The 22,236-nt window shown below is 64.6% G+C and carries 21 protein-coding genes and 1 pseudogene; 13 read left to right on the forward strand and 9 right to left on the reverse strand.

The genetic code is table 11. From position 1 onward, the window contains the following. Nucleotides 1-124 precede the first annotated feature (124 nt). From KF796_04955 to KF796_04985, 7 genes are all read left to right on the forward strand, one after another. Nucleotides 125-727: a DUF1326 domain-containing protein gene (locus tag KF796_04955; protein MBX3585973.1), complete on the forward strand. Its 603-nt coding sequence runs from the start codon at nucleotides 125-127 to the stop codon at nucleotides 725-727. 5 nt (nucleotides 728-732) lie between these two features. Beyond that, on the forward strand, nucleotides 733-1,530 hold the full coding sequence (locus KF796_04960) for a DUF2182 domain-containing protein (protein ID MBX3585974.1): 798 nt from the start codon (nucleotides 733-735) through the stop codon (nucleotides 1,528-1,530). A 45-nt stretch (nucleotides 1,531-1,575) separates the two neighbouring features. Then, complete coding sequence (locus KF796_04965) at nucleotides 1,576-1,743, forward strand: hypothetical protein (GenBank protein MBX3585975.1); 168 nt, start codon at nucleotides 1,576-1,578, stop codon at nucleotides 1,741-1,743. Between the two features lie 64 nt (nucleotides 1,744-1,807). Continuing rightward, nucleotides 1,808-2,284 (forward strand): type II toxin-antitoxin system Phd/YefM family antitoxin, encoded by a 477-nt coding sequence (locus tag KF796_04970; protein MBX3585976.1) that lies wholly within the window; start codon nucleotides 1,808-1,810, stop codon nucleotides 2,282-2,284. Next, a complete protein-coding gene (locus KF796_04975) occupies nucleotides 2,281-2,847 on the forward strand; it encodes a hypothetical protein (protein MBX3585977.1) in 567 nt (188 codons plus the stop codon). The genes KF796_04970 and KF796_04975 overlap by 4 nt, the downstream gene beginning before the upstream one ends. Then, on the forward strand, nucleotides 2,844-3,431 hold the full coding sequence (locus KF796_04980) for a flavin reductase family protein (GenBank protein MBX3585978.1): 588 nt from the start codon (nucleotides 2,844-2,846) through the stop codon (nucleotides 3,429-3,431). Before KF796_04975 ends, KF796_04980 begins: the two co-directional genes overlap by 4 nt. A 94-nt stretch (nucleotides 3,432-3,525) precedes the next feature. Next, nucleotides 3,526-4,674, forward strand: a complete 1,149-nt coding sequence (locus tag KF796_04985; protein MBX3585979.1) for a Fic family protein — start codon at nucleotides 3,526-3,528, stop codon at nucleotides 4,672-4,674. Between the two features lie 277 nt (nucleotides 4,675-4,951). Here KF796_04985 and KF796_04990 read toward each other — a convergent pair whose 3' ends face one another. The 4 genes from KF796_04990 to KF796_05005 form a co-directional block, all read right to left on the reverse strand. Continuing rightward, on the reverse strand, nucleotides 4,952-5,797 hold the full coding sequence (locus tag KF796_04990) for a hypothetical protein (GenBank protein MBX3585980.1): 846 nt from the start codon (nucleotides 5,795-5,797) through the stop codon (nucleotides 4,952-4,954). Continuing rightward, complete coding sequence (locus KF796_04995) at nucleotides 5,790-7,304, reverse strand: ATP-binding protein (protein MBX3585981.1); 1,515 nt, start codon at nucleotides 7,302-7,304, stop codon at nucleotides 5,790-5,792. Before KF796_04995 ends, KF796_04990 begins: the two co-directional genes overlap by 8 nt. A 153-nt stretch (nucleotides 7,305-7,457) precedes the next feature. Further along, nucleotides 7,458-10,130, reverse strand: coding sequence for an AAA family ATPase (locus KF796_05000; protein ID MBX3585982.1), 2,673 nt, complete (start codon nucleotides 10,128-10,130; stop codon nucleotides 7,458-7,460). A 268-nt stretch (nucleotides 10,131-10,398) separates the two neighbouring features. Further along, nucleotides 10,399-10,866: an Lrp/AsnC family transcriptional regulator gene (locus KF796_05005; GenBank protein ID MBX3585983.1), complete on the reverse strand. Its 468-nt coding sequence runs from the start codon at nucleotides 10,864-10,866 to the stop codon at nucleotides 10,399-10,401. A gap of 137 nt (nucleotides 10,867-11,003) precedes the next feature. Here KF796_05005 and KF796_05010 point away from each other — a divergent pair, with 137 nt between their 5' ends. From KF796_05010 to mdeB, 3 genes are all read left to right on the forward strand, one after another. Continuing rightward, nucleotides 11,004-11,381, forward strand: coding sequence for a type II toxin-antitoxin system RelE/ParE family toxin (locus tag KF796_05010; GenBank protein MBX3585984.1), 378 nt, complete (start codon nucleotides 11,004-11,006; stop codon nucleotides 11,379-11,381). Between the two features lie 61 nt (nucleotides 11,382-11,442). Continuing rightward, nucleotides 11,443-11,730, forward strand: a complete 288-nt coding sequence (locus KF796_05015; GenBank protein ID MBX3585985.1) for a transcriptional regulator — start codon at nucleotides 11,443-11,445, stop codon at nucleotides 11,728-11,730. 106 nt (nucleotides 11,731-11,836) lie between these two features. Next, complete coding sequence (gene mdeB / locus KF796_05020) at nucleotides 11,837-14,548, forward strand: alpha-ketoglutarate dehydrogenase (protein MBX3585986.1); 2,712 nt, start codon at nucleotides 11,837-11,839, stop codon at nucleotides 14,546-14,548. Here mdeB and KF796_05025 read toward each other — a convergent pair. Continuing rightward, nucleotides 14,545-14,796 (reverse strand): hypothetical protein, encoded by a 252-nt coding sequence (locus tag KF796_05025; protein MBX3585987.1) that lies wholly within the window; start codon nucleotides 14,794-14,796, stop codon nucleotides 14,545-14,547. The two genes, mdeB and KF796_05025, sit on opposite strands and share 4 nt — an antisense overlap. Before the next feature lie 106 nt (nucleotides 14,797-14,902). On the opposite strand from KF796_05025, the pseudogene KF796_05030 reads away from it, so the two are divergent. Both KF796_05030 and KF796_05035 read left to right on the forward strand, forming a co-directional pair. Next, nucleotides 14,903-15,341, forward strand: a pseudogene (locus KF796_05030) (MerR family transcriptional regulator). A 59-nt stretch (nucleotides 15,342-15,400) separates the two neighbouring features. Continuing rightward, a complete protein-coding gene (locus KF796_05035) occupies nucleotides 15,401-16,333 on the forward strand; it encodes an alpha/beta hydrolase (protein ID MBX3585988.1) in 933 nt (310 codons plus the stop codon). 177 nt (nucleotides 16,334-16,510) lie between these two features. On the opposite strand, the gene KF796_05040 is transcribed toward KF796_05035, so the two are convergent. Next, complete coding sequence (locus tag KF796_05040) at nucleotides 16,511-17,845, reverse strand: hypothetical protein (protein MBX3585989.1); 1,335 nt, start codon at nucleotides 17,843-17,845, stop codon at nucleotides 16,511-16,513. An 89-nt stretch (nucleotides 17,846-17,934) separates the two neighbouring features. Then, nucleotides 17,935-18,954 (reverse strand): zinc-binding alcohol dehydrogenase family protein, encoded by a 1,020-nt coding sequence (locus KF796_05045; GenBank protein MBX3585990.1) that lies wholly within the window; start codon nucleotides 18,952-18,954, stop codon nucleotides 17,935-17,937. Between the two features lie 92 nt (nucleotides 18,955-19,046). On the opposite strand from KF796_05045, the gene KF796_05050 reads away from it, so the two are divergent. After that, nucleotides 19,047-20,012, forward strand: coding sequence for a LysR family transcriptional regulator (locus tag KF796_05050; protein ID MBX3585991.1), 966 nt, complete (start codon nucleotides 19,047-19,049; stop codon nucleotides 20,010-20,012). Here the strand turns inward: KF796_05050 and KF796_05055 are convergent. After that, entirely contained in the window at nucleotides 19,990-21,219 is a 1,230-nt protein-coding gene (locus KF796_05055; protein MBX3585992.1) for a hypothetical protein, read from the reverse strand. The two genes, KF796_05050 and KF796_05055, sit on opposite strands and share 23 nt — an antisense overlap. 3 nt (nucleotides 21,220-21,222) lie before the next feature. Then, a complete protein-coding gene (locus tag KF796_05060) occupies nucleotides 21,223-22,086 on the reverse strand; it encodes a hypothetical protein (protein MBX3585993.1) in 864 nt (287 codons plus the stop codon). Nucleotides 22,087-22,236 lie beyond the last annotated feature (150 nt).

Raw genomic sequence — 22,236 nt, forward strand, 5'->3', positions numbered from 1 at the left:
GACTTCAACTGTGATTCAAACGCCAATGCAAACGCCTGGCCTTGATTATGGGCACATCGACATTTCCGGTGCTTCCGGCGCGTCGTCAATTTCCGGATTCCTCATCAGCCCAAGGAGCAAAGTCATGACCCAGTGGAACCTCAATGGCACCTATTTCGAAGCCTGCAACTGCGAAGCCGCCTGCCCATGCATCTTCACCAGCCCGCCCACGCAGGGAGAGTGCACGGCGCTCGTCGCCTGGCACATCGACAAAGGATCGTACGCCGATACAACACTCGACGGGCTGAACGTGGCGCTTGCCGTGCACGCCCCGGGGACCATGGTGGCAACCAAATGGCGGGTGGCTGCCTATTTCGATGACAAGGCGAGCGCGGCGCAAAGCGAAGCGTTGCATGCGATCTTCGGGGGCAAGGCGGGCGGCCACCCGGCGGTGCTGGCCTCATTTATCGGCGAGATGGCGGGCGCCAAGAGCGTGCCCATGCAATACCACGCGGATGGCCGCAAGAGCAGCCTGTCCATTCCGAGCATCGCTGACACTGAAATCCAGGGGATCGAAGGCCAAGGGGGGAATCCGCCCACCGTGCAGGGGCACCCCCTTTGCCTTGCGCCGGGGAAGGCAGCCACGGTGGCGCGATCCAGCCGCTTCACTTACGCTGATTTCGGGTGGGACTGGAAGTTCTCCGGCCGCAGCGGCCTGATGTCTCCCTTCGCCTATCAGTCGGAGTGACCGGGGTGCGCGCCGCCCTGGAGTGGATGACCGGCGCCAGCCGCTTGCGCCGCGCGCCGGTATGGCTCGGCATGGCGGCGATCGTCGTGATCAGCTGGTACTCTCTCGGCGCCATGAATGGCGCCATGAGCGACAGCATGCCAGCCATGCGCGATGGCGCGCGGGCCCATGCCGGCATGGCCATGGGTGGTGGTGGCCTTGCCAGCCTGGCAACAGCCTTTGGCATGTGGGCGGTGATGATGGTGGCGATGATGTTGCCTGCGGTGGCGCCTTCGGCATCTGTGTTCTCTGCTGTGGCGGTGCGGCGCGGCCCGCAGGGAGGCAACCGCACAACCACCCTGTATGTGACCGGTTACGCGGCCATGTGGATCGCCTTTGCAGCACCTGCCGCGCTCATGCAATGGGCGCTGACCCGTGCCCTGCTGCTCGACCCCATGGCCCGCAGCACCAGCACCATGCTGAGTGCCACCATCCTGCTGGCCGCGGGTGCCTATCAATGGACACCACTGAAGAACGCCTGCCTGGCCAGGTGCCGCACGCCGCTGGCCTTTTTTCTGGCCAAGTGGCGCGACGGCGCCCTGGGCGCTTTCGTGCTGGGGCTACAGCACGGCGGCTATTGCGTGGGCTGCTGCTGGGCGCTGATGGCGGTCATGTTCGTCGTCGGTGCGATGAGCCTGACCTGGATGGGGCTTTTCATGCTTCTTGTTCTTGGCGAAAAGCTCATCTCCCCCAACTGGCGCTTCGAGCGGGTCATTGGAGCGGTGTTCATCGCCTCAGGCCTCTGGGTTGGCGCGGGCCTGTAGCCGTTCCTGCACTGGGACAGCAAGACCATCCAGGCCTACAAGCAGGTGCCGGCCGAGGTGTACCGCCGCCTGTGCAGCGCGCCCAACCCCACCACCTATTGGGAAGACCGCATTGCCGAGGAATACCCCAAGGGCACGCCGATGAAGCAGGTTGCGGCGCCGGAGGGGGGTGGCAAGAGCCTGAGCGACCTGTTGGGTGGTTTGGACGAGTAAGACCCACGTAGCGCCTGCGAAGGCAATTTTAGACAAAATTTAATATTTGTCTAAAATAGGCTTAATGGACAAAGTGACCGCTTCCGCCGCCAAACAGAACTTCGGCCACGTGCTGGAGCGTGCCGCCACGGCACCGGTGGGCATTGAGCGGCACGGCAAGCTGGTGGCGGCGCTGGTGCCCCCCCAGTGGCTGGACCATGCGCCTCAACTGGACGAACGCCGCCGCGCGCGTGACGAGCAGCAGCGCGTGGAGCAGGGTCGGCTCATGGCGCACCAGCGCATCGGCATCGCCCTGCTGGCGCACAAAGACCGCCAGAAGCCCTTGCTGGCTGCCGCCCAGCGTGAGGTGAAGCGCTGGGCCGCACAGCGCCTGTGCAGCCAGGACTACATTGACCGCTGGGCCGAGTGGCTGGCGCTGCCTGTGGCCGAGTTGGTGGAGCGCATGTGCTCAGACGCCGACGGCTGGGGCACGGCCATGCGGCAAAACTCCCCCTTTGCGGCTTTGCTGCAAATGCCTGCATATGGCGGTGCGTTGCGATGAACATCGACGCCCTGTTTGCGCTGCTGGCCGAAGCCAAAAAACTGTGCGGCCACAAAGACTATGTTGTCATGGGCAGCCTGTCTGTACTGGGCATGTCAGACGTGGCGGCCATCCCTTCAGACATGACCGTGTCGATAGATGCCGACTGCTACACCCAGGCCGACCCCGGCCGCGCGCTGGACCTGCAGGCCGCGCTGGGCGAGGGCAGCCCCTGGCACGTGACACACGGCATCTACCTCGACCCGGTCAACCCCCATCTGCCCACCTTGCCCGACCAGTGGCAGGCCAGGCTCATCCCGCTTGCGCGCAAGGGCGTGGTGGCGCATTTTCTGGAGCCGCATGACGCGGCCGTGTCCAAGCTGGCGCGCGGCGAGCCGCGTGACCTGCGCTGGGTGCTGGCGGGTGCACGCGCCAATATCCTGGCGCTGCCCACCGTGGCGCTGCGCATGCAAAGCACCCGCTTCCTTGACGATGCGGAACAGCACATTGCGCGTGCACGGCTGGATGAGCTGCGCCAGAAGCTGCGCGCCGCGTCCGGAACCCGAAAGGCAACTGCGCCATGACCAGCCCCACCACAAGCCACTTCACCCCCGTGGCCCTCAACCACGCCAGCCGCCTCATCAACCACGGCCCCACCGTGCTGGTGACCAGCGCGCACGGCGGGCGCCGCAACATCATGGCGGCGGCCTGGTCCATGCCGGTGGAGTTCACCCCGCCGCGCATTGCCATCGTCATTGACAAAAGCACCTACACGCGCGAGCTCATCGCCGCCAGCGGCGCCTTTGGCATCTGCCTGCCTGGCGCCGCGCTGGCCGGCCTGACCTACGCCGTGGGCACGACCAGCGGGCGCGACGAAGACAAGCTGGCCCGCCACAACATCGAGACCCAGCCCGGCCCCGTGCTGGACGTGCCGGTGATGGAGCAAGGCTGCGCCGCCTGGCTGGAATGCCGCCTGATCCCCGAGCGCCACACCGAAGACGCCTACGACACCTGCTTTGCCGAAGTGGTGGCCGCCGCGGCCGACGCGCGCATCTTTGCCAATGGGCGGTGGGACTTTCGCGATGACAACACCGAGCTGCAGACCATTCACCACCTGGGGGCGGGGAAGTTTGTGCGGGCGGGCGGGGTGGTGCAGGGGGCTGCGTGAGCGTGCGGCGCAGTTGATGTCGCCAGGCTTGAATGTCACTTGCCGTGATTAAGGTATGCTTTAATCAAAGGCCCAGACATTCAAGCCTGCTTTCATGCCGCGCAGCACCGGAACCTTCGTCAAAACCAGCACCGCCGGCGAGGCGGTGCGCGCGTTTGTGCCGCATCCGTTGCCGCCGGCCCGGCCCGTGCTGGCGCTGGATGCACTGGCCGGTGCCAACCGCAATGCCGAACTCGCGCTGGCGCGGCTGTCTGGCGTGTCGGGGCTGGTGCCGTCGGTGGACTGGCTGCTGCACGGCGCGGTGCGCAAAGAGGCATTGCTCACCTCGCAGATTGAAGGCACGCAGGCCACGCTGGAAGACATCTTTGACGACGAGGCGGGGCTCAAGGTGGCCAACGCGGACGACGTGCAAGAGGTCACCAACTACGTGCGGGCGTTCCGCCATGTGCAGCAACAGCTGCGCTCGCCCAAGGGGCTGGCGCTCAGTGTGCGGCTGCTGTGCGAGGCGCATCGGCTGCTGATGCGCGGCGTGCGCGGGGCGGGCAAGCAGCCCGGCGAGCTGCGCCGCTCGCAAAACTGGATCGGCGGCACCCGCCCCGGCAACGCCGTGTTTGTGCCACCGCCGCCCGAGCAGGTGGCGCCGCTGCTGGCCGACCTGGAGCGCTTCATCCATGCCGACGCGCCGCGGATGCCGCCGCTGGTCAAGACGGCGCTGGTGCATGCCCAGTTTGAGACCATCCACCCCTTTCTGGATGGCAACGGGCGCCTGGGGCGGCTGCTGATAGGCGCGCTGCTGGAACACTGGGGCCTGTTGCCCGAGCCCTTGCTGTACCTGAGCGGCTACCTCAAGCAACACCAGGCGGAGTATTACCGGCGGCTCTCCGCCGTCCGCACCGGGGGCGACTGGGAGGGCTGGACGGCCTTCTTTCTTGAAGGTGTGGAAGCGGCCGCCCAGGAGGCCGAGCGCAACGTCATTGCCGTGGCAACCCTGGTGGCGGCCGACCGCCGGCGCCTGCTGGCCAGCCCGCGTGCCGCACCGGCGAGCTACCGCCTGTTCGAGCTGCTGCCCCTGATGCCCCGCTTTACCGTGGCGCAGGTGAAGGACAAGCTGGACACCACCTTCCCCACGGCCAATGCAGCTGTGGCGCTGCTGGAAGAACTGGGCGTCGTGAAGGAGCTGACCGGTCAGCGGACCAACCGGATTTACAGCTACCAGGGGTATGTGGAGTTGTTGACGGGGTGAGCTATCTGGCGCGCGTCGCACAGAAAACCCACAGACACCTACTGCGCATCCGCAAACGCCTAAGTTGAGCAGCGATAGATCGCTCCGGGGCCGATCATTACCCGGGCGAAGACTTTCAACGACTGCTTCGACCGCATGCCGTCACTCGAACGCAGTTTGCAGCACTCAAGCGATCTGCTGGACGGGCGCGGTGGCAAGTGCGCGAACCTGTTGTGCGCAATAGGCGGGGAGCACCCAGATCCAGCTAAGTCGATGCCTTGTCAATGGACAGGGAAGCCTATACGGCCTCGAATCCGCCAGAACAAAACCAATCGGAATCGGCCAACGCGTCGAACGTCGCCCGCTGCCAGGAATTTTCGTAGACTTCGGCGCAGCTTTCAGCCCGTTCGCGCAGGTGCTGCCTGATCCGCTCGGCGAAGCCTGGTGTGGCGGCCATCTTTTTCAGGGCGTGCCTCATGTTGCTGATCTCAACCGCAGCATGCGTCGCGTACAGCGTGCCGAGCCTGTAGATGCGGAAATGGGTTTTCAGACGCTCAACCTGTACTGCATCCCAGTTGTCGGGCGGGTTCACCGCGAACCTCACGGCGGCCGGCGTGCTTTCCACGACTTCGCCGAACAGCCACTGCTCGTCGTCGACCTCATCGAAGTAGGGGTGAATGGTCTGCTCACCAGCGTTCGCAGGGACATGGATGAGCTTGTACTTGTTGCAGTCGCTGCAGGCCGGGACCAAATTAATGGCTGTTACGCCATAAACTGGGAAGCTGGTGATTGGAAGATAGTGGTCAAGCTGATGAACCGTTCCCTGACCGCATAGCGGGCAGATGTCGTTGACGCAGGCCTTCTTGAGCTTTGCATATGTGCTGCGCGTCCTGCTACTCTTCACGAACGTGCCGTTGTAGACCCGCTCCATCTCCTTGCGGGTGACGAAGTCGCCAACGGTGTTTGTTCCCTTGATGGCATGTAGTTCGCCGCCTTCCCCGTGTCCCCGGTATAGCTCTTCGGCGGCTTTAACAAGGGCTTCGGCCCGCAGCAGGCGTTCCTTCAGATCACGATCTCTGATGCTGGCAGCACAGAGCTGCAGCACCTCCGCGCCGGTCACGTCAGGCTTTGGCAGGCTACGCATCGGCATCCTCATCACGTTCCGCGATGAGCGCCTGAACGATGGCCTTCGCTTCGTCGCCCAGCTCTCCGTTGAACTTGTTCAAGACCCTTCGATAGGACGAACCGTCAGCGACGGCTTCTCGCAGTAGCTTGTGAAATCCCGACTGCGTGACCTGCAGGCCAAAGACATCGCGTGTCAGGACGCCGATGTTTTCCCCAAAGGTCTTCACTGTCGGACGCTCAACGATCGCGGTACGCCCGCTTCGTCGAAGCTTCCAGGCGCAGGATTGAGGCACCTCCTGAAGGACCACCGGCGAGTGCGTCGCCACGATGGCGACGCCGTTCCGTCTCACTAGCAGGTCGGACAGGCACCGTACAAAGGAAGCAAGAAGCGGTGGATGGAGGTGCCCTTCCGGTTCGTCGAGCAGTACCAGCGTTCGCTCATCGACCAGTTCGACGAGGCGAGTCACGGTCAACAGAACGATGGCATGCCCCGAACTCAGCTTCTTGAAGAGGCGTAGCGCGCGCGTCTTGAGGCTCACTTCGCTCTCTTCGTCAAGCAGCGACGTGACATCTGCCTCTTCAAAGAGATCGTCCTCTTCCAGGGTCCGGACGGCCGTGCGCCAGCGTTCCGCCAGCACGCCCGACTGGCACCGCGTCAGGCTGTTTGCGAAATCACTCCCCAGATCGTCAGAGTTCTTCGCTGTTGAGCCGCGTTTGGATGACTCCGGATGCCTGAGACCGACCTGGTGGCAACGCATGGCGTCCGCCTCTGCGGGCTCCAGCTCAAATTCGTCGAAAGCGCTGAACGAGACGAGGACGAGGCCAGAGAAGGCAACCGCGCCGCCTGTATCTTCGGCCTGCATTTCGATCGTGCCGGCAGAATCTCCGTCGTCGGACTCGCGGCCAAGCAGGGCAAGGGCCAACAACCGCATGCACCGCGTCTTGCCCACGCCGTTGCGGCCAATCAGGACATGCACGTTCGTCGGGGGTTGAGACTCCGGAATGACATCGAAGGCCATCGATGCCGGGGGCTTTCGCCCCCGTGCCGGAAAGCTGTACGCAAACGCAAACTTCGTGAGCTTGGCATCGCCGCGGGACAGGCGATTCAACCGCCCTGCGACAGTCGATTCGACAACGTCCCGAAGGAGCGACTCTCGCATCACCTCCTCAGCGCGGTAGGTCTCGAAGATGTCCAGGTCGGCAGCACAGTCGCGTAGACCCTTGAGGACTCGCGCTCGAAGCGCGTCGCTAAGCTCGTTAAGCGACTCGTAGTAGCTCTCACTCTGGCCGAGCGAAAAGTAGTTTTCATGCAGGGCGTTGAACGTTTCATCCAAAGCCGGTGCTCGATGACCTTTCGAGACCCTGCTTGAGGGCTGCAGGCCTTTTTGGCCGATCTTGACCGAGCCGATGTGATGAGCCTCTCCGGTCTCGTCGGCGACATGAAGCGAGAACTGCGTCCGATACTTGCCCCAATCGTCCCAATAGTCGACGAACAGAAATGCTTGGTTCTTTGATCCGCTGGGCACACGGCCGCGGCCATCAATGACGGTGAAGAAAATGGTCGCTCTCCTTGTTTCTCGAGCTACGCGCTCCGACTAGCATCACTGTCATTCGCCCCCCTTTTGCAGCTGGTAACATCCTTTTTACCGGCCGTTAAACAAAGGGTGAAAGAGCTACGGTCAGTAGCCGTATACCTCCTGCCGGCGCTTGAAGGCCTTCTGGCTGCCTTCAAGAATCGTGCAGACGATGTCTTTGGTCTCGGTGGTGTCGATCGATCCACGGTCCCTGATCACGGACACTTCGCTGGCACCGCGCAGCGGGATGATTAGCTCGGCGTCTCCCAGAACGGCGATGTTGGGGTTGTGCGTGACGATGATGACCTGCCGGTGCTCCTTGATGCTGCGTAGCGAACGCACGACAGTCTTGTAGATGAACTCGCCATCGAGATTGTCTTCTGGTTGATCGATGACTAGCGGCACGCGGCTCTTGGAGAACAGCAGCACCGTCAATAGGATGGCCTGCTGTTGGCCGAGCGAGAGCTTGGCGAAATCTCGGACGCGATAGCCTTGGGTGCCATCCGAATTCTCGACAACCTGTGTCACCTTGATCTCGGGCCTATCTTCGAACGCGATTCGCTCCAACACACACTTGGCCTGCCATTCCGAAAGCTTGGCGATGATGTCGGCGGCGTCGCCCTTGGAAAACACACGGTTGCCATCGGCATCGTTTAGCTGTTCGAGTGCCGATGCATCCTTCGCATTCACGGCAGCAAGGAGTTGAGCTGGTGAAAGTGTGGAGGCAATGAGCGCCGCGCGTGGAACTTGAGAGGTACGCCAGCCCATGGTGCTCTTGATTAGCTCTTCCATCTCGGGCGCCAGTAAGCCTTCGTAGAACTGAAACTTGACCCGATAGTCCACAACGGCAGCGGCAAGATTGCCGTTCATCGTCGTCGCAAACGCGAGGCGGGCGTTGAAAATCTTCACGCGGAGGCCAGCCCGTTCCTGAATCAGGCGCTTGCGCTCCTTGAATGCCTCCTGCTGTTTCGGCTGGCTCTTCTTCAGCTCGGTTAGCCGCGCCTGCATATCGGCAGCGTCTTTCGTGACCTTGCGGATAAACGCCATGTCGAGCTTGATGTTTTGCCTTTCCAGTTCGCGCCGAATTTCCTCGATTTTGTCCTGCGTCTCCTTCTCGCGCGCGATCCAGACCTGAAGCTGCGCCGCGATCTTGTCGTTCGCGGCGATGACCTTCTGTTTGAGCTGACCGGATAGCGTCTCGATCTCTGACGCAAGACCATCTACGAGCCCCTTGACGACCTCAAACTCCGCCTTGCCGACCGCTAGACCGTTGCCATCAACGTCGGCCGTTAGCTTGCGCAGCTCGTTCCCAGTCAGGCTGTTGGTGATGGACGTGAGAAGCTCACTAAGGTTGCGCTTCAAACCATCGCGGAAACGCCGCTCCTTTGCCAGCTTTTCCTCCAGCTCGACGACCTGGCTCGCGTTCTGCTTCTTCAGTACTGCGACCTGTGTGTCGGCGATTCCCTTGGCTTTCTCCGTTGGCCCGATCTGGTTGATGCTCTGCTGCAGCGTCTCGATAACTGTCTGATTTGCGAGAATCGCATCGCGCAATGCTTCGTCCTGCTTTCGCAGTTCGCCAAAGTTGATGAAACCGTCCAGGAACCGCAGCAGGATCGACGGGTCGGTGTCGCAGTGCTGGATCGTGTCAGCCGTTTCGCCTTGTCCATAGCTTTCGATTGCAACAGCCGTTGGCCCTTCCGGATCAGCGTTCATCACATCGCAGAGCTTGTTGCGAGTCAGCGTGTGGCGTTCCCCCACTTCGTCTTCGTAGATGAGCGAAATGGCGTCCGGCCACACCTCCGAGTCGATGATCGTGCCGTCGGCGGCATTACCCGAAGCCGCGCGAAGCGACTCCAACAGCGTTGACTTTCCGGCACCGCGCCCGCCGATGATGCAGGTCAGGTTAGGACTGAAGTGGACGATTTGGTTTTTGAGGAATCCGCCTTCCAGCTTGATCCCTACGAACCTCGGCACCGACGCTGGGACAAGGTCCTCGAGGCGCACTCGCGCCGCGGCATCCTTCAGCGCAATCCGCAACGACGCGAACGTCAGTGCCTCCATCTTGAGCCGGGTCAGCTTTCTGTTGCCGCTGGCGTTGCGGCCCAAGGCGTTGAGGGTGTGCGCGTCCGAGGACATCACTTTCGCAAGATCGACGCCGGCTTCAAGACCGAGCGTCGCACATCGGGTCACAACGCAGTTGCGGCGATTGACATCAGTATCGTCGTGAGAAAACCAAGCGCCGTTCGCGGCATTCGTGATCTCAAGGCCTAACAGGTTGGAGCAGTTGAAGATCTCCTGTTTGAACGCGTCAAATTTCGGGTGCGCCTTCTCTAGGCCACTGTCCAGCTCAATATGTGCGCAGATGCCGAAGCCGTTGAACTCTTCGGCGAAGCGGAGGCATTGAGGGATGGTGTTGTGGCAGGCCTTCCTGTCATCCGAAATAGTTAGCTTCCCGAAGAAACGCTGCAGCTGTTCAGTCGTCTCGAAGTACACCAACAGATGCCCCTGCGATGTTGAAAGCTCCACTCCAGGGATAACAAGCAGGCCTTTGCCGTCCGCATACTTCAGCGCCCGGCGGATGTTCGCGATGTTGTTGTGATCGGTGATCGCGATGAGATCGAGCCGCTCCGTGATCGCCGTATCGACGATGCCCTCAGGCGTCATCGACGCGTCCGTCACGTCGTATGAGCCACCCTCGCCAAAGGAGTGGATGTGCAGATCCGCACGCCGAAACAGCGCACCGTTGGATTCGTTCTGAATTTCTTGTATGAGGGACACGTTGTCCTCCCTGTCGTCAATGCCTCAAAGCTTATAGAGTAGCAAACGCGAAAGACGGCGCACTAAACCAGAATCCGTGCGGTCGGCGAGCGTGATGTCGCTGGCAGTCAATCGCAGTTGAACTGAATGAACCGCGAATGTCGCGTTCGTGGCCCCCGTCGTTCATTCGATGCTCAAGGCCGAACGACCGCTTGCGCTGCCAAGTAGCCGCTTGATTGCGAGGTGAACTGGATGACTGCATTCGTCCAGAAGCAGACATCTAAGTTGTTCACACCCCCGGCAACGGCAACGCCGTCTTATACCGAACCTGCTTCAGCGCAAACGAGCTGCGAATCTTCTCAATCCCCGGAATCGGCGTCAGCTGCTCCAGGATGAACCTTTCCAGCGCCGCCATGTCGGCCACGGCCACGCGGATCAGGTAGTCGCTGTCGCCGGTCATCAGGTAGCACTCCATCACCTCGTCGTGCTCGGCAATGCGCCGCTCAAACTCGGCCAGCGCCTCTTTGCTCTGTTCCTTCAGGCTGATGTTGATGAAGACGTTCAGGCCCAGGCCCAGCGCCTTGGGGTCGGCCAGCGCCACGTAGTGGCGGATCACCCCAGCCGCCTCCAGCGCCTTCACGCGCGTGAGGCAGGGCGAAGGGCTCAGGTGCACGCGCTGGGCCAGCGCCACGTTGGTCAGGCTGCCGTCTTGCTGCAGCTCGGCCAGAATTCTCAGGTCGGTGGCATCCAGTTGCATGAAGTGCCTTCAGGTTGATTGTTTGCAGAATTTTATGTCGTGGGTCTTTCAGGGTGCGGCGCCTCATGCTGGAGAGGTTTTGCCGGCTGGAACTCAGTACTATTGCACCAGGTGCAATACCTGAATAGAATCCTCGCATGAAAAGAGTCTTCAAGACCAAGACCTTCAGCCGCTGGGCACGCAAGGTGGTGAGTGACGCTGCGTTGTGTCAGGCGGCACGTGAGATCCAGCAGGGATTGTTTGAAGCAGACCTGGGTGGCGGCTTGTGCAAGAAGCGCGTTGCCTTGCCCGGGCAAGGCAAAAGCGGGTCGTCGCGCACGCTGGTTGCCAAGAAGCACAAGGACGCGATTTTCTTCCTCGCTGGCCGGGAGAAGAGTCAACCAGGGTCAGACTTTTCTGACCAGGAAGTAGAAGCCGCCAAGATCATTGCCGGCGCCTTGCAGGCAGCCGACGGGTCAAAGCTTGATGAATTGGTTGCCGCTGAAATACTGAAGGAGATTTGTCATGGCTCTTAACAAACGTGCTGCCAGCCCCAGGGTCGCAAAGGCATCCAAAAACCGGGTTCTGGACGAAATGATGGAGATGGCGCAAGCGCTGCAGGCGCATGAACTGATTTCCCGGCAAGACATGGCCCGGCTCAAGCTGATCTGCGAGGCGCCGCCCGAATACACGCCTGAAAAAGTCGCGGCCATCCGCGTCGGCAAGGCCAAGGTGAGCCAGGCGGTGCTGGCGTCCATGCTGAATGTCAGTGTGTCGGCGGTGCAGAAATGGGAGTCACCCGGTTCTGGCAAGCACCCCAGCGGCGCGGCCGCCAAGCTGCTTCAGCTCATTGACAAGCGGGGCATTGAAGCCATCGTGGTTTGAATTTTGTGCCGTCGTTACCGTTGCGGCGGCATTTTGTGCTTCGAATGGCCGCTTTCAGGTTATTTTCAGCAACCTGTTTTGCATGGGATTGCCTACAGTAGTAGGCATGACCGACCACAGCATCACCCGCTTTCTCACACCCACGGGCGCCGACCAGGACCCGGCCGAAACCGCCGAGTGGCGCGACGCCTTTCTGGCCCTGGTGGCCACGCAGGGCCCCGAGCGCGCGCGCTTCATGCTCGACGCCATGGTGCAGATGGCGCACACGGCGCAGGTGGGCTGGCAGCCCGAGCTGGTCACGCCCTATGTCAACACCATTGCCGTGGGCCAGCAGCCCGTGTTCCCGGGCGACCTGGCCATGGAAGAGCGGCTGGGCTCGCTGATGCGCTGGAACGCGCTGGCCATGGTGGCGCGCGCCAACGCGGCCTATGGCGAGCTGGGCGGCCACATTGCCAGTTACGCGAGCGCGGCGGATTTGTTTGAGGTGGGGTTCAACCACTTCTTCCATGCAAGGAATGAGCAGCACGGGGGCGATCTGGTGTTCTTCCAGCCGCACAGCGCGCCAGGTGTTTATGCGCGGGCTTTCCTCGAAGGCCGCCTCACAGAAAACGACCTGGCCCATTACCGCCAGGAGCTCACCGCGCCCGAGCACGGCGCGCGCGGCCTCAGCAGCTACCCGCACCCCTGGCTGATGCCGGACTTCTGGCAGTTTCCCACCGGCTCCATGGGCATTGGCCCCATCAGCTCGATCTACCACGCGCGCTTCATGCGCTACCTCACGCACCGCAACCTGCAGGACTGCACGGCGCGCAAGGTCTGGGGCGTGTTTGGCGACGGCGAGATGGACGAGCCCGAGAGCATGAGCGCGCTCACCCTGGCCAGCCGCGAGAGGCTCGACAACCTGGTGTGGGTGGTCAACTGCAACCTGCAGCGGCTCGATGGCCCGGTGCGCGGCAATGGCCGGATCATCGACGAGCTTGAAAAGCTCTTTCGTGGCGCGGGCTGGAACGTCATCAAGCTGGTGTGGGGCAGCGATTGGGACGGCCTGTTTGCCCGCGACATCACGGGCGCGCTGGTGCAGGCCTTTGCCCACACGGTGGACGGCCAGATGCAGACCTTTGCCGCCAAGGACGGCCGCTTCAACCGCGACAACTTCTTTGGCCAGAACCCGGAGCTGGCCGCGCTGGCCCAGGGCATGACCGATGAGCAGATCGACCGGCTCAAGCGCGGTGGGCACGACCTGGTGAAGATCCACGCTGCCTACGCGGCCGCCGCCAACCACCGCGGCCAGCCCACGGTGATCCTGGCCCACACCAAAAAGGGCTACGGCATGGGCGCGGCCGGCCAGGGCAAGATGACCACGCACAGCCAGAAGAAGCTGGACGAGGCCGCGCTCATCGAGTTCCGCAACCGCTTCAACCTGCCTTTGAGCGACGCGCAGGCCACCCACCTTGAATTCTTCAAACCCGCGGAAGACAGCGCCGAGATGCGTTACATGCATCAACAGCGCCAGAAGCTCGGCGGCTACCTGCCCAAAAGGCACACAGCCGCGCAGGCACTACCCGTGCCTGCTCTCGCTTCGTATGCGGCGTTTGCCACCCAGGCCGCGGGCAAGGAGATGTCCACCACCATGGCCTTTGTGCGCCTGCTGGGCAACCTGCTCAAAGACAAGGAGCTGGGCCCGCGCATCGTGCCCATCGTGGCCGACGAGGCGCGCACCTTTGGCATGGCCAACCTGTTCAAGCAGGTGGGCATCTACAGCAGCGTGGGCCAGCGCTACGAGCCGGAGGACATCGGCTCGGTGCTGAGCTACCGCGAGGCGCTGGACGGGCAGATCCTGGAAGAGGGCATCTCAGAGGCCGGCGCCATTGCCAGCTGGACGGCCGCCGCCACCAGCTACAGCGTGCACGGCCTGGCCATGCTGCCGTTCTACATCTACTACAGCATGTTCGGCTTCCAGCGCGTGGGCGACGCCATCTGGGCCGCCGCCGACCAGCGTGCCCGCGGCTTCCTGCTGGGCGCCACCAGCGGCCGCACCACGCTGGGCGGCGAAGGCCTGCAGCATCAGGACGGCTCCAGCCACCTGGTGGCCGCCACCATCCCCAACTGCAAGGCCTGGGACCCGGCCTTTGCCGGCGAGATGGCCGTGATCGTGGACCACGGCATGCGCGAGATGCTGGTGGAGCAGAACGACGTGTTCTATTACGTCACACTCATGAACGAGAACTACGCCCAGCCCGATTTGCCGCCCGGCGCCGAGGCCGATGTGATCCGGGGTTGCTACAAATTTGCTAGCTACAAGTGCCCGCCCGTCCTGGACTCCAGCCCTGTTTCATCCAAAAAGGTGACGTTGCTGGGTTCTGGCGCGATTCTGACCGAGGTGATCAAGGCCGCCGAGCTGCTGGCGCAGCAGGGCGTTGAAAGCGATGTGTTCAGCGTGACCAGCTGGAGCGAGCTGGCGCGCGACGGCCACCATGCCAACAACCCCGACCGCCCTGAGCCAACCCCCGTTCGCCCTGAGCCAACCCCCGTTCGCCCTGAGCCTGTCGAAGGGCTTCGACAAGCTCAGCCCGAACGGGGAGGCAATCGCCCCTTCATCACGCGCCAGCTCACCGCCAGCCAGGGCCCCATCATCGCCGCCACCGACTACGTGCGCGCCGTGCCCGAAAGCGTGCGCGCCTTCATGCCCGAAGGCCGCAAGTACGTCACGCTGGGCACCGACGGCTTTGGCCGCAGCGACACGCGCGCCGCGCTGCGCCAGTTCTTCGGGGTGGATGCGGCCAGCATCGTGCGGGCGGCACTGGGGCAACTGGCCTAACCGCCCACCACCGACCAACCTGCCTGCAGGTTGCTTTTGTCGTTCTCGTACTCCCACGCGGTGCCGCAGCGCTCGCAGCGGTATCGCGTGACCGTGGCCTGGTGGCCGCCGCGTTGTTCCTGACGGCTCGCGCCCTGCAGCAGCTCCGGGTGCCCGGGAGCCTTGCGCCAGTTGCGCTGAATGCCGCTGCAGGAGTCGCACAGCGCCATCTTCTTCAGTTCGTTCTGTCGGTTCAGGTCTCGTGTCATGGCGCGGCTCGGGGTGGGTCTGGGGCCCATTGTCGCTTGCGTGCGGGCTGCTGAAGCTATACTTTTTTGCCAATCCCATGCACGGTCTGACTTCTGGAGCAAGCTGATGACAACCCTGCTGCTTGACATTGGCGAGGTGGCCGAGCGATCAGGCCTCGCCGCCTCGGCTCTGCGCTTCTACGAACGGCGCGGCCTCATCAAGTCCAGCGGCCGTAACGGCCTGCGGCGTACTTACCCGCCGGATGTGGTGGAGCGCCTGGCCCTGATCACTTGCGCCAAGTCGGCGGGCTTCACGCTGGCGCAGATTGCCAGGTTTCTCGTTTCCACACCGGGCGACACCAAGCTGCGGCACCACATGGCCGCCCGCGCTGCCGAGCTCGACGTGGAAATCGAGCGCCTGCAGCGGATGCGAGACGGCCTCAAGCACGCGGCAGTGTGCATGCACACCCCGCTGGTGGAGTGTCCGAAGTTCAAGTTGAGCTTCAAATTCTGAACGTGCCGCGCGTCCAGCACGCGCCCCAAAAAATTGGCGACAAAGCACTTGACTTGAACTTAGGTTCAAGTTTGAGAATGGCTGTCCTACCCAACTTTTTGAAGGCACGACATGTCAATCCATCCACAGGCTGAAGCCCACCTCAAACGCCTCGCAGGCACGCGGTTCGCGCAAATGCACACCCTTGCGCCGGAGCAGATCCGCCAGGGCATGCGGCAGATGCTCGCTGCGATGCCTCCGCCGCCGCAGGTGGCGTCGGTCTCCGACCGGCAGATCGATTCCGCGTCAGGCCCGCTCGCTCTGCGCGTGTACCACCCCGCTCCTCAGGACACGCGTCCCGTCATCGTGTTCTTCCATGGTGGCGGCTTCGTGCTTGGCGACCTGGATACGCACGACGGCCTTGCCCGCTCGCTGACGCTTGCCAGCGGTGCCGTGGTCGTGTCGGTGGCCTATCCGCTGGCACCGGAGCACAAGTTCCCGGCCGGCATCGACGCCGCCTACGAGGCCACCGTCTGGGTGGCCGAACATGCAGGCGAGCTCGGGGCCAATGGCTCGCGGCTTGCTGTGGCGGGCGACAGCGCGGGCGGTAACCTCGCTGCCGTCGTGTCCATGATGGCGCGTGACGCCGGGAACCTGCGCATTGCCCATCAACTGCTGATCTACCCCGACCTCGACTTCCGCCGCACCAGCGTGTCGATCCAGGCCTATGCTGGTCAATACGGCAACATCAGCCGCGAGATGCAGCATTGGTTCATGAACCACTATCTCAGCAGCGAGGCGCAGAAGCTCGATCCCCGTGTCTCGCCGCTGTTGGCGCCCGACCTGAGTGGCCTGCCACCGGCGCACATCGTGACGGCCGAGTTCGATGCGCTGCGCGATGAGGGTGAGGCCTATGGCGAGCGGCTTCGCGAGGCTGGCGTGCCGGTTACGGTGAACCGTTACGACGGCATGATCCACGAGTTCATGCGCTGGCCATTCGACGACACACAGCGCGCCTTGAAGGATGCGGCCCAGGCGCTGCGCGGCAGCCTGTTTGGCTCCTAGCGGGCGCCCAGGCGCAGGTGCTCTCGTCGGGGAACGCGGTGGGTGTGATCCGGGGTTGCTACAAATTTGCTAGCTAGAAGTGGCCGCCCGTCCTGGACTCCAGCCCTGTTTCATCCGGAAAATTGAGATGGTCGGGTTCTGGCGCGATTGAAACCGGGGTGATCAAGGCGCCGCCGCTCACGGCGCCGCCGCCCAGAAGTTTTGCCGGGCCCGGAGCAGGGCCTCGGTGGGCGCCGGGGCTGGTGGCGCGGGCACCGGCTTGATCCGCGGCTCCTTGCTCAGCGGGTCCTGCTTGTCGGGCGGGTAGACCACGCCGGGCTTGATCAGGAGGTCGTGCTCGGGCCCACCCTTCCAGCGGTCGGGGTAGGCCTGCGTCCAGTAGGCCGGGTGCGGCCAGTCCATCACGCGGTGGTGGCTGGGCCGAGCGGGCTCGCTCACTCGCGTGTGGGTGACCTTGCCGTCAGCCACGGTGACTTCGACGTGGGTGCCCACGTTGGCCCGCCCGAGCAGGGCGATGCTGTCGTTGTGGGGGGCGGGGCGGATCGTGCGGTTGGCCACCTTCTCGTCCCATTCCTTGCGCGCGGTTTCATACTTGCGCCAATCGTCGCTGGAGTTCGCCCTTTGCCGCGGCGCGCGCAGCCAGGCCTTGGCCTGGTCCCTGGTCAGTTTCTCCACGGGCACCCATTTGTTGAACCCGACCAGCGGCGTCACGTAGGCCGAGTGCCCATGCATCTGCGTGAGCCAGCGGTGGTACATCATGTATTCAGATGTCCACGCCAGTCGCCGGGCGTGGAAGATGCCGCGGCTGCCGCACACCTCGCAATCCCTTTCCAGGGCCAGGCGGTCGCTCACCGCGGGATGAAAGTTGGCCTGGACGCGCAGCCACTCGACCTCCAGCCGCCGGTCGTTGTAGCGGCGCCAGGCCTCCAGCGCGCCCTTGCGCGCCTGCATGAGCTGGCGCGCCGCGTGCATCACGGTGTCGTAGTGGGCGCCGGCCGGGCGCGGCGGCATGGTCCAGGAGCCAAGCAATTCGGCATCCTCGACGGGCAGGCGCCCCTGCTGGCCGCAACGCCAGCACTCGGCCTCCAGGTGCAGTTTGTCGACCTCCTGCTGGGCCTGGCTGTGCTCGCGCACCAGGGCCTCCCAGCGCGCGGAAGAGGTCTGGGCCAGGTTGCGCAGGTTTGCCGCAGCCGTGATCACCAGGCCTTCCACGCGCGCCTGCCGGGCGATGAGCTCCCGCTCCCGTTGCTGGGCGGCCATCAATTCCATCAGGTGGCGCTGGCGTTCGGCCTCTTGCCGGGCGGCTTCGGCCTGTGCCTGCCGCTGCGCCTGCTCGGCCAGCGCCCGGCCCATCCGCTCGGCATCGGGATCGTCCACCACGTCCCAGTCGTCGCCCATGGCCTGGGCGCGTTGGACGGAGGCGGCTGCGGCGTTGAGGTCTTGTGGGGAGCGGCGGAACTCCGCGACTTTCTCGGGCGTGTTTTTGGACTGGAAGATCTGGAAAAACGACATGGGGCAGCGGGAGGTCCGGATCGCGGGAGCCGCTGAAATGGTAACAAATCCTTTCAGTCCCCCGACCCCGGTGCCGCCCGGTCCCGCGCCTAGAAGCCCTCGAGCACCACCTTGCCAATGCTGCGGCCCGACTCCACCAGCGCGTGGGCGCGCCGCAGGTTGGCGGCGTTGAGGGGGCCCAGCTGTTCGGTCAAGGTGCTGCGCAGGCGCCCGGCGTCGATCAGGGCTGCCACCTCGGCCAGCAGTTCGCCCTGGCGCGCCATGTCGGGCGTGCCGAACAGGGAACGGGTGAACATCATTTCCCAGTGCAGTGAAATGCTCTTGCCCTTGAGCGGCGACACGTTGAGCGCGGCGGGGTCATCGATCAGAGCCAGCGCGCCCTGGGGCTTGATGAGGGTGGGGTACTGGTCCATGTGCTGCTGGGTCTGGGTCAGGCTGGCCACATAGTCCACTTCGGGCCGGCCCAGCGCGGCCAGTTCGGCGGCCAGTGGTTTTGAATGGTCAATCACGTCGTGGGCCCCCAGGTCCAGGCACCACTGGCGGCTCTCGGCGCGCGAGGCCGTGGCAATCACGCGCAGCCCCGTGAGCTGGCGTGCCAGCTGGATCAGCATGGAGCCCACGCCGCCGGCGCCGCCCACCACCAGCAGGCTCTGGCCGCTGGCCTTGCTTCCTTCGCTGCGCGGCACGCGCAGGCGGTCAAACAGGATCTCCCAGGCGGTGATGGTGGTCAGCGGCAGGGCGGCGGCCTGGGCGTCGCTGAGCGAGGCGGGCGCGCGCGCCACGATGCGCTCGTCCACCACATGCAGCTGCGCGTTGGTGCCGGGGCGGTTGAAGGCGCCGGCGTAGTACACGCGCTCGCCGGTCTTGAAGCCGCGCACCTCGCGGCCCACGGCCTGCACGGTGCCCACGGCGTCCCAGCCCAGCACCTTGGGCTGGCCGGCCTCGGGCGGCATGCCGGCGCGGACTTTCACGTCCACGGGGTTGACCGACACGGCCTGCACGCGCACCAGCAGGTCGCGCTCACCCGGCTGCGGCTCGGGCAGTTCCAGGTCTTGCAGCGCGACGGCATCGGTGAGGGGGAGCGGTTGGTGGTAGCCAATGGCTTTCATGGTGGGTTCCTCAGATCAAGTGGTTGATGAGGCTGGAATCTAGGGCTGCGCGCTTGGTTTGATAAGAGGAGATATTTAACTATCATCTTCAAATGAAAATTGAAAATATGAAGGACCTGCGCGTGCTCGTGGAAACGGCGCGGGGCGGCACGCTCACGGCGGCCGCGCGGGCGCTGGACCTGACGCCGGCCGCGGCCAGCGCCATGCTCAAGCGGCTGGAGGCACAGCTGGGCGCACGCCTGTTCGAGCGCTCCACGCGCGCCATGCGGCTCACGGGCCAGGGCCAGACCCTGCTGGACTACGCGAGCCGCGCGCTGGAGTTGGTGGCCGAGGGCGAGGCCCAACTGTCGTCGCACGGCGGAGCGCTGGTGGGCACGGTGCGGGTGGCCGCGCCGTCGGACCTGGGCCGTAGCGTGCTGCTGCCCTGGCTTGACGAGTTTCTGGCGCTGCACCCGGGCGTGCAGGTGGCGCTGAGCGTGAGCGACCGCGTGCACGACGTGCTGCGCGACTCGGTCGATCTGGCCCTGCGCTACGGCGAGCCGGCCGACTCGCGGCTGGTCGCGCGGCCGCTGTACCGGGCGCGGCGCGTGGTCTGCGCGTCACCGGCCTACCTGCAACGGCGCGGCACTCCGCAGACCCTGCAGGACCTGGCGCAGCACAACTGCCTGACGCTGCACATCAGCGGCAAGCGCGAGGTGCGCTGGCGCTTTGAGCAGCCCGACGGCAGGGACGGCAAGAGCGGAACGCCCGTGGACGTGCGCGTGGAGGGTGACCGCAGCGTGGACGACGGCGCCATTGGCCGCGAATGGGCGCTGGCGGCCGCGGGCATTGTCTACAAGTCGGGCATCGACATCGCGGCCCATCTGCGCTCGGGCGCGCTGGTGCCGCTGTTGCCGCAGTGGCTGGGCCAGGCCTATGCGCTCAATGCCATCCTGCCAAGCAACCGGTTCTTGCCGGCGCGGGTGCGCACGCTGGTGGATTTTCTGGCGGCGCGGTTTGCGGCGTTTGACGCGCCGGCTGCGCCGGCTGTGGCGCTCAGCGGCCCTGCAGCCGGTTGACTTCGGCCAGCGCGGCTTCGGCGTCCTTGCCGTATTCGGCCAGGTAGCGGTCGCGCTCCTCGCTGCTCCATTCGTCGGCCGAGAAGCGCGACGCGGCGTACTGCCCGCTGCGGTAAATCACGCCGGGCTGGCGCGCCATCATGGCGCGGTCGGGGAACTTGTCGGGGATCAGCAAGAAGCCTTCCACGTCGCGCAGGCGCAGCGGAAACGCCGGGTTCCTGTCGCGCACCAGCGCGCCGAACAGGTTGAGCCTGAACTCCTGCGCGCCGGTGCCCACCTCGTTGTTGAATTGCAGCAGGGCAAACGGCGTGCCGTTGGCGTCGTCCACGCGCGCGCTCACCACGTAGCGCCCGGCGCGCGCCACGTTGGCTTTGAGGTAGAAGTTGAGCGAGCCAGCCTCCAGCGCCTCACGCACCCCCGCCCAGGTGGCGGGCACCTCGGGCGTGTAGACCACGTCAAAGTGCGCCACACCCTGCTCGCCGCCCGCGGTGACCTGCGCCAGCAGCCGGATCGTGCCGGCGTAGGCGGCATAGCCCTGCTGGGCCGGGTTCAGGCGGGCGCTGTAGACGCCGTCGCCGGCCGCATCGTCGGCGCCCGTGCCATCGTCGCGAAAGTCCACGGCGGTCTGGATCAGCGTGGTCGGCACCGTGGACTCGGGCACCGACTGCGCCTGGGCCCGGGTCACCACCAGAGGCAGGGGCTGGCCACGGGGGTCGGTGGCGGCAATGGTGAACTTCACGGTTTCATTGCCGCCCATGAAGACCCGCTCCTGCGTGGTGCGCAGCCGGATGCCCGCGGCCGCTTCGCCGTTGGCCTTGCGCAGCGTGTTGTCTTCCTGGATGGGAGCAAAAGGGCGCACCTGGTCGGGGTGCTCGGCGATCGGGCGCGACTCGTGCGGGTAGCGCGTGGCGTCGCGGTAGCTTGCATAGGTCTGCTCGGCGCGCTCGTAGCGGCCGCGCCAGAGCGCCAGCTGGGTCTGCCGGGCGTCCAGGCCAGCGGGGCTGAAAGGCCCGGTGCCCGCGGCGCCAGCGCCGCTGGATGTGCCACCCGCAGCGCCGCTTGAGGCTGCGCCCCCGGCACCATTGCTGCCCGCGGCGCCGGCCGTGGGGGCCGCGACCGCTTCGCCATCGGACGCAGCCAGGAACCAGGCCAGTGCGACGGCTGCCGCCACCACACCGCCCGCTGCAAGGGCCCGGCCGCGGCGCATGCGTCAGTTGGCGTTGGCGGCCATGTCGGCGCGCACCTTGGACACCACGCCACCCCAGTTGCCGTTGGTGTAGTGGTTCAGTGCCTCGGCGTCGTCGCGGAACTTCACGTTGTGGTAGGCCCACTTGGCGGTGCCACCCTCGTTGGCCGCGGTGCCCAGTGTGAGGTCGTTGCAGAACCAGTCCGACGGGTTGCAGTACGCCCCGCCACCGCTGCCCGACACGCCGCCGGCCGAGTGGTAGGCCACGGCCTGGTCGTCCTGCCCGGGCAGCAGGCCCGACTGCACCGAGCCGTTGGAGCCCGCGTACATGTAGAACCACTTGGCGCGGGTCTGGTTGTGGTCGTACATGGCGCGCGCGGTGGCGGTCTTGAGGTCGGAGGTGAGCGGGTCCGACACGGCCCAGCTGCCCAGGTTGGCCAGCTCGCTGCCGCCCGCGGCGCCCGCGGCCACGTCCACCCACTTGATGTTCCAGCCGGTTTGCGTGGTGCCGTCGGAGTTGCTGCAGGTGCCGCTGGCGCTGGGCGTGGGCGTCTTCTTGTAGCGCGCGCTGCCGCCGTACAGCGACAGCGCATAGCCGATCTGCAGGTTGCCCGCGCTGTGGGCGGCGATGTAGCACCAGTTGCTGCCGGTGCAGTAGCAGTCCAGCGCATCGCGGATGCGGTAGTTCTGGTCGGAGATGCGGTTGAAGCCGTCCCAGTTGACCGACTTCTTGTTGACTCCGGCCGCGGTGCCCGCGGGGCCCCAGTAGGTGAAGTCCGCATGGTTGCCGGGCGTGCCATTGCCGTTGCGGCCGTTGATCCACAGCGAGTAGTTGGTGGCATAAACGGCGCCCGCCAGCCCGCCGATCAGCGCCACGGCGCCCCACATCGCCCATCGGGCGCGCACGCCCGTCCACACCTGAAATCCTGAACGCATCAAAGTCTCCTGAGATTGAATGTTTGATTTCCCGGTGTGCTGATTCGGCGGAATTGCAAAATAGAACGACCGTGCTTTTATTATTTGGATGGCGTCTGAAGT

Source organism: Ramlibacter sp. (genome assembly GCA_019635435.1).
In the GTDB taxonomy this organism is placed as follows: Bacteria; Pseudomonadota; Gammaproteobacteria; order Burkholderiales; family Burkholderiaceae_C; genus JAHBZM01.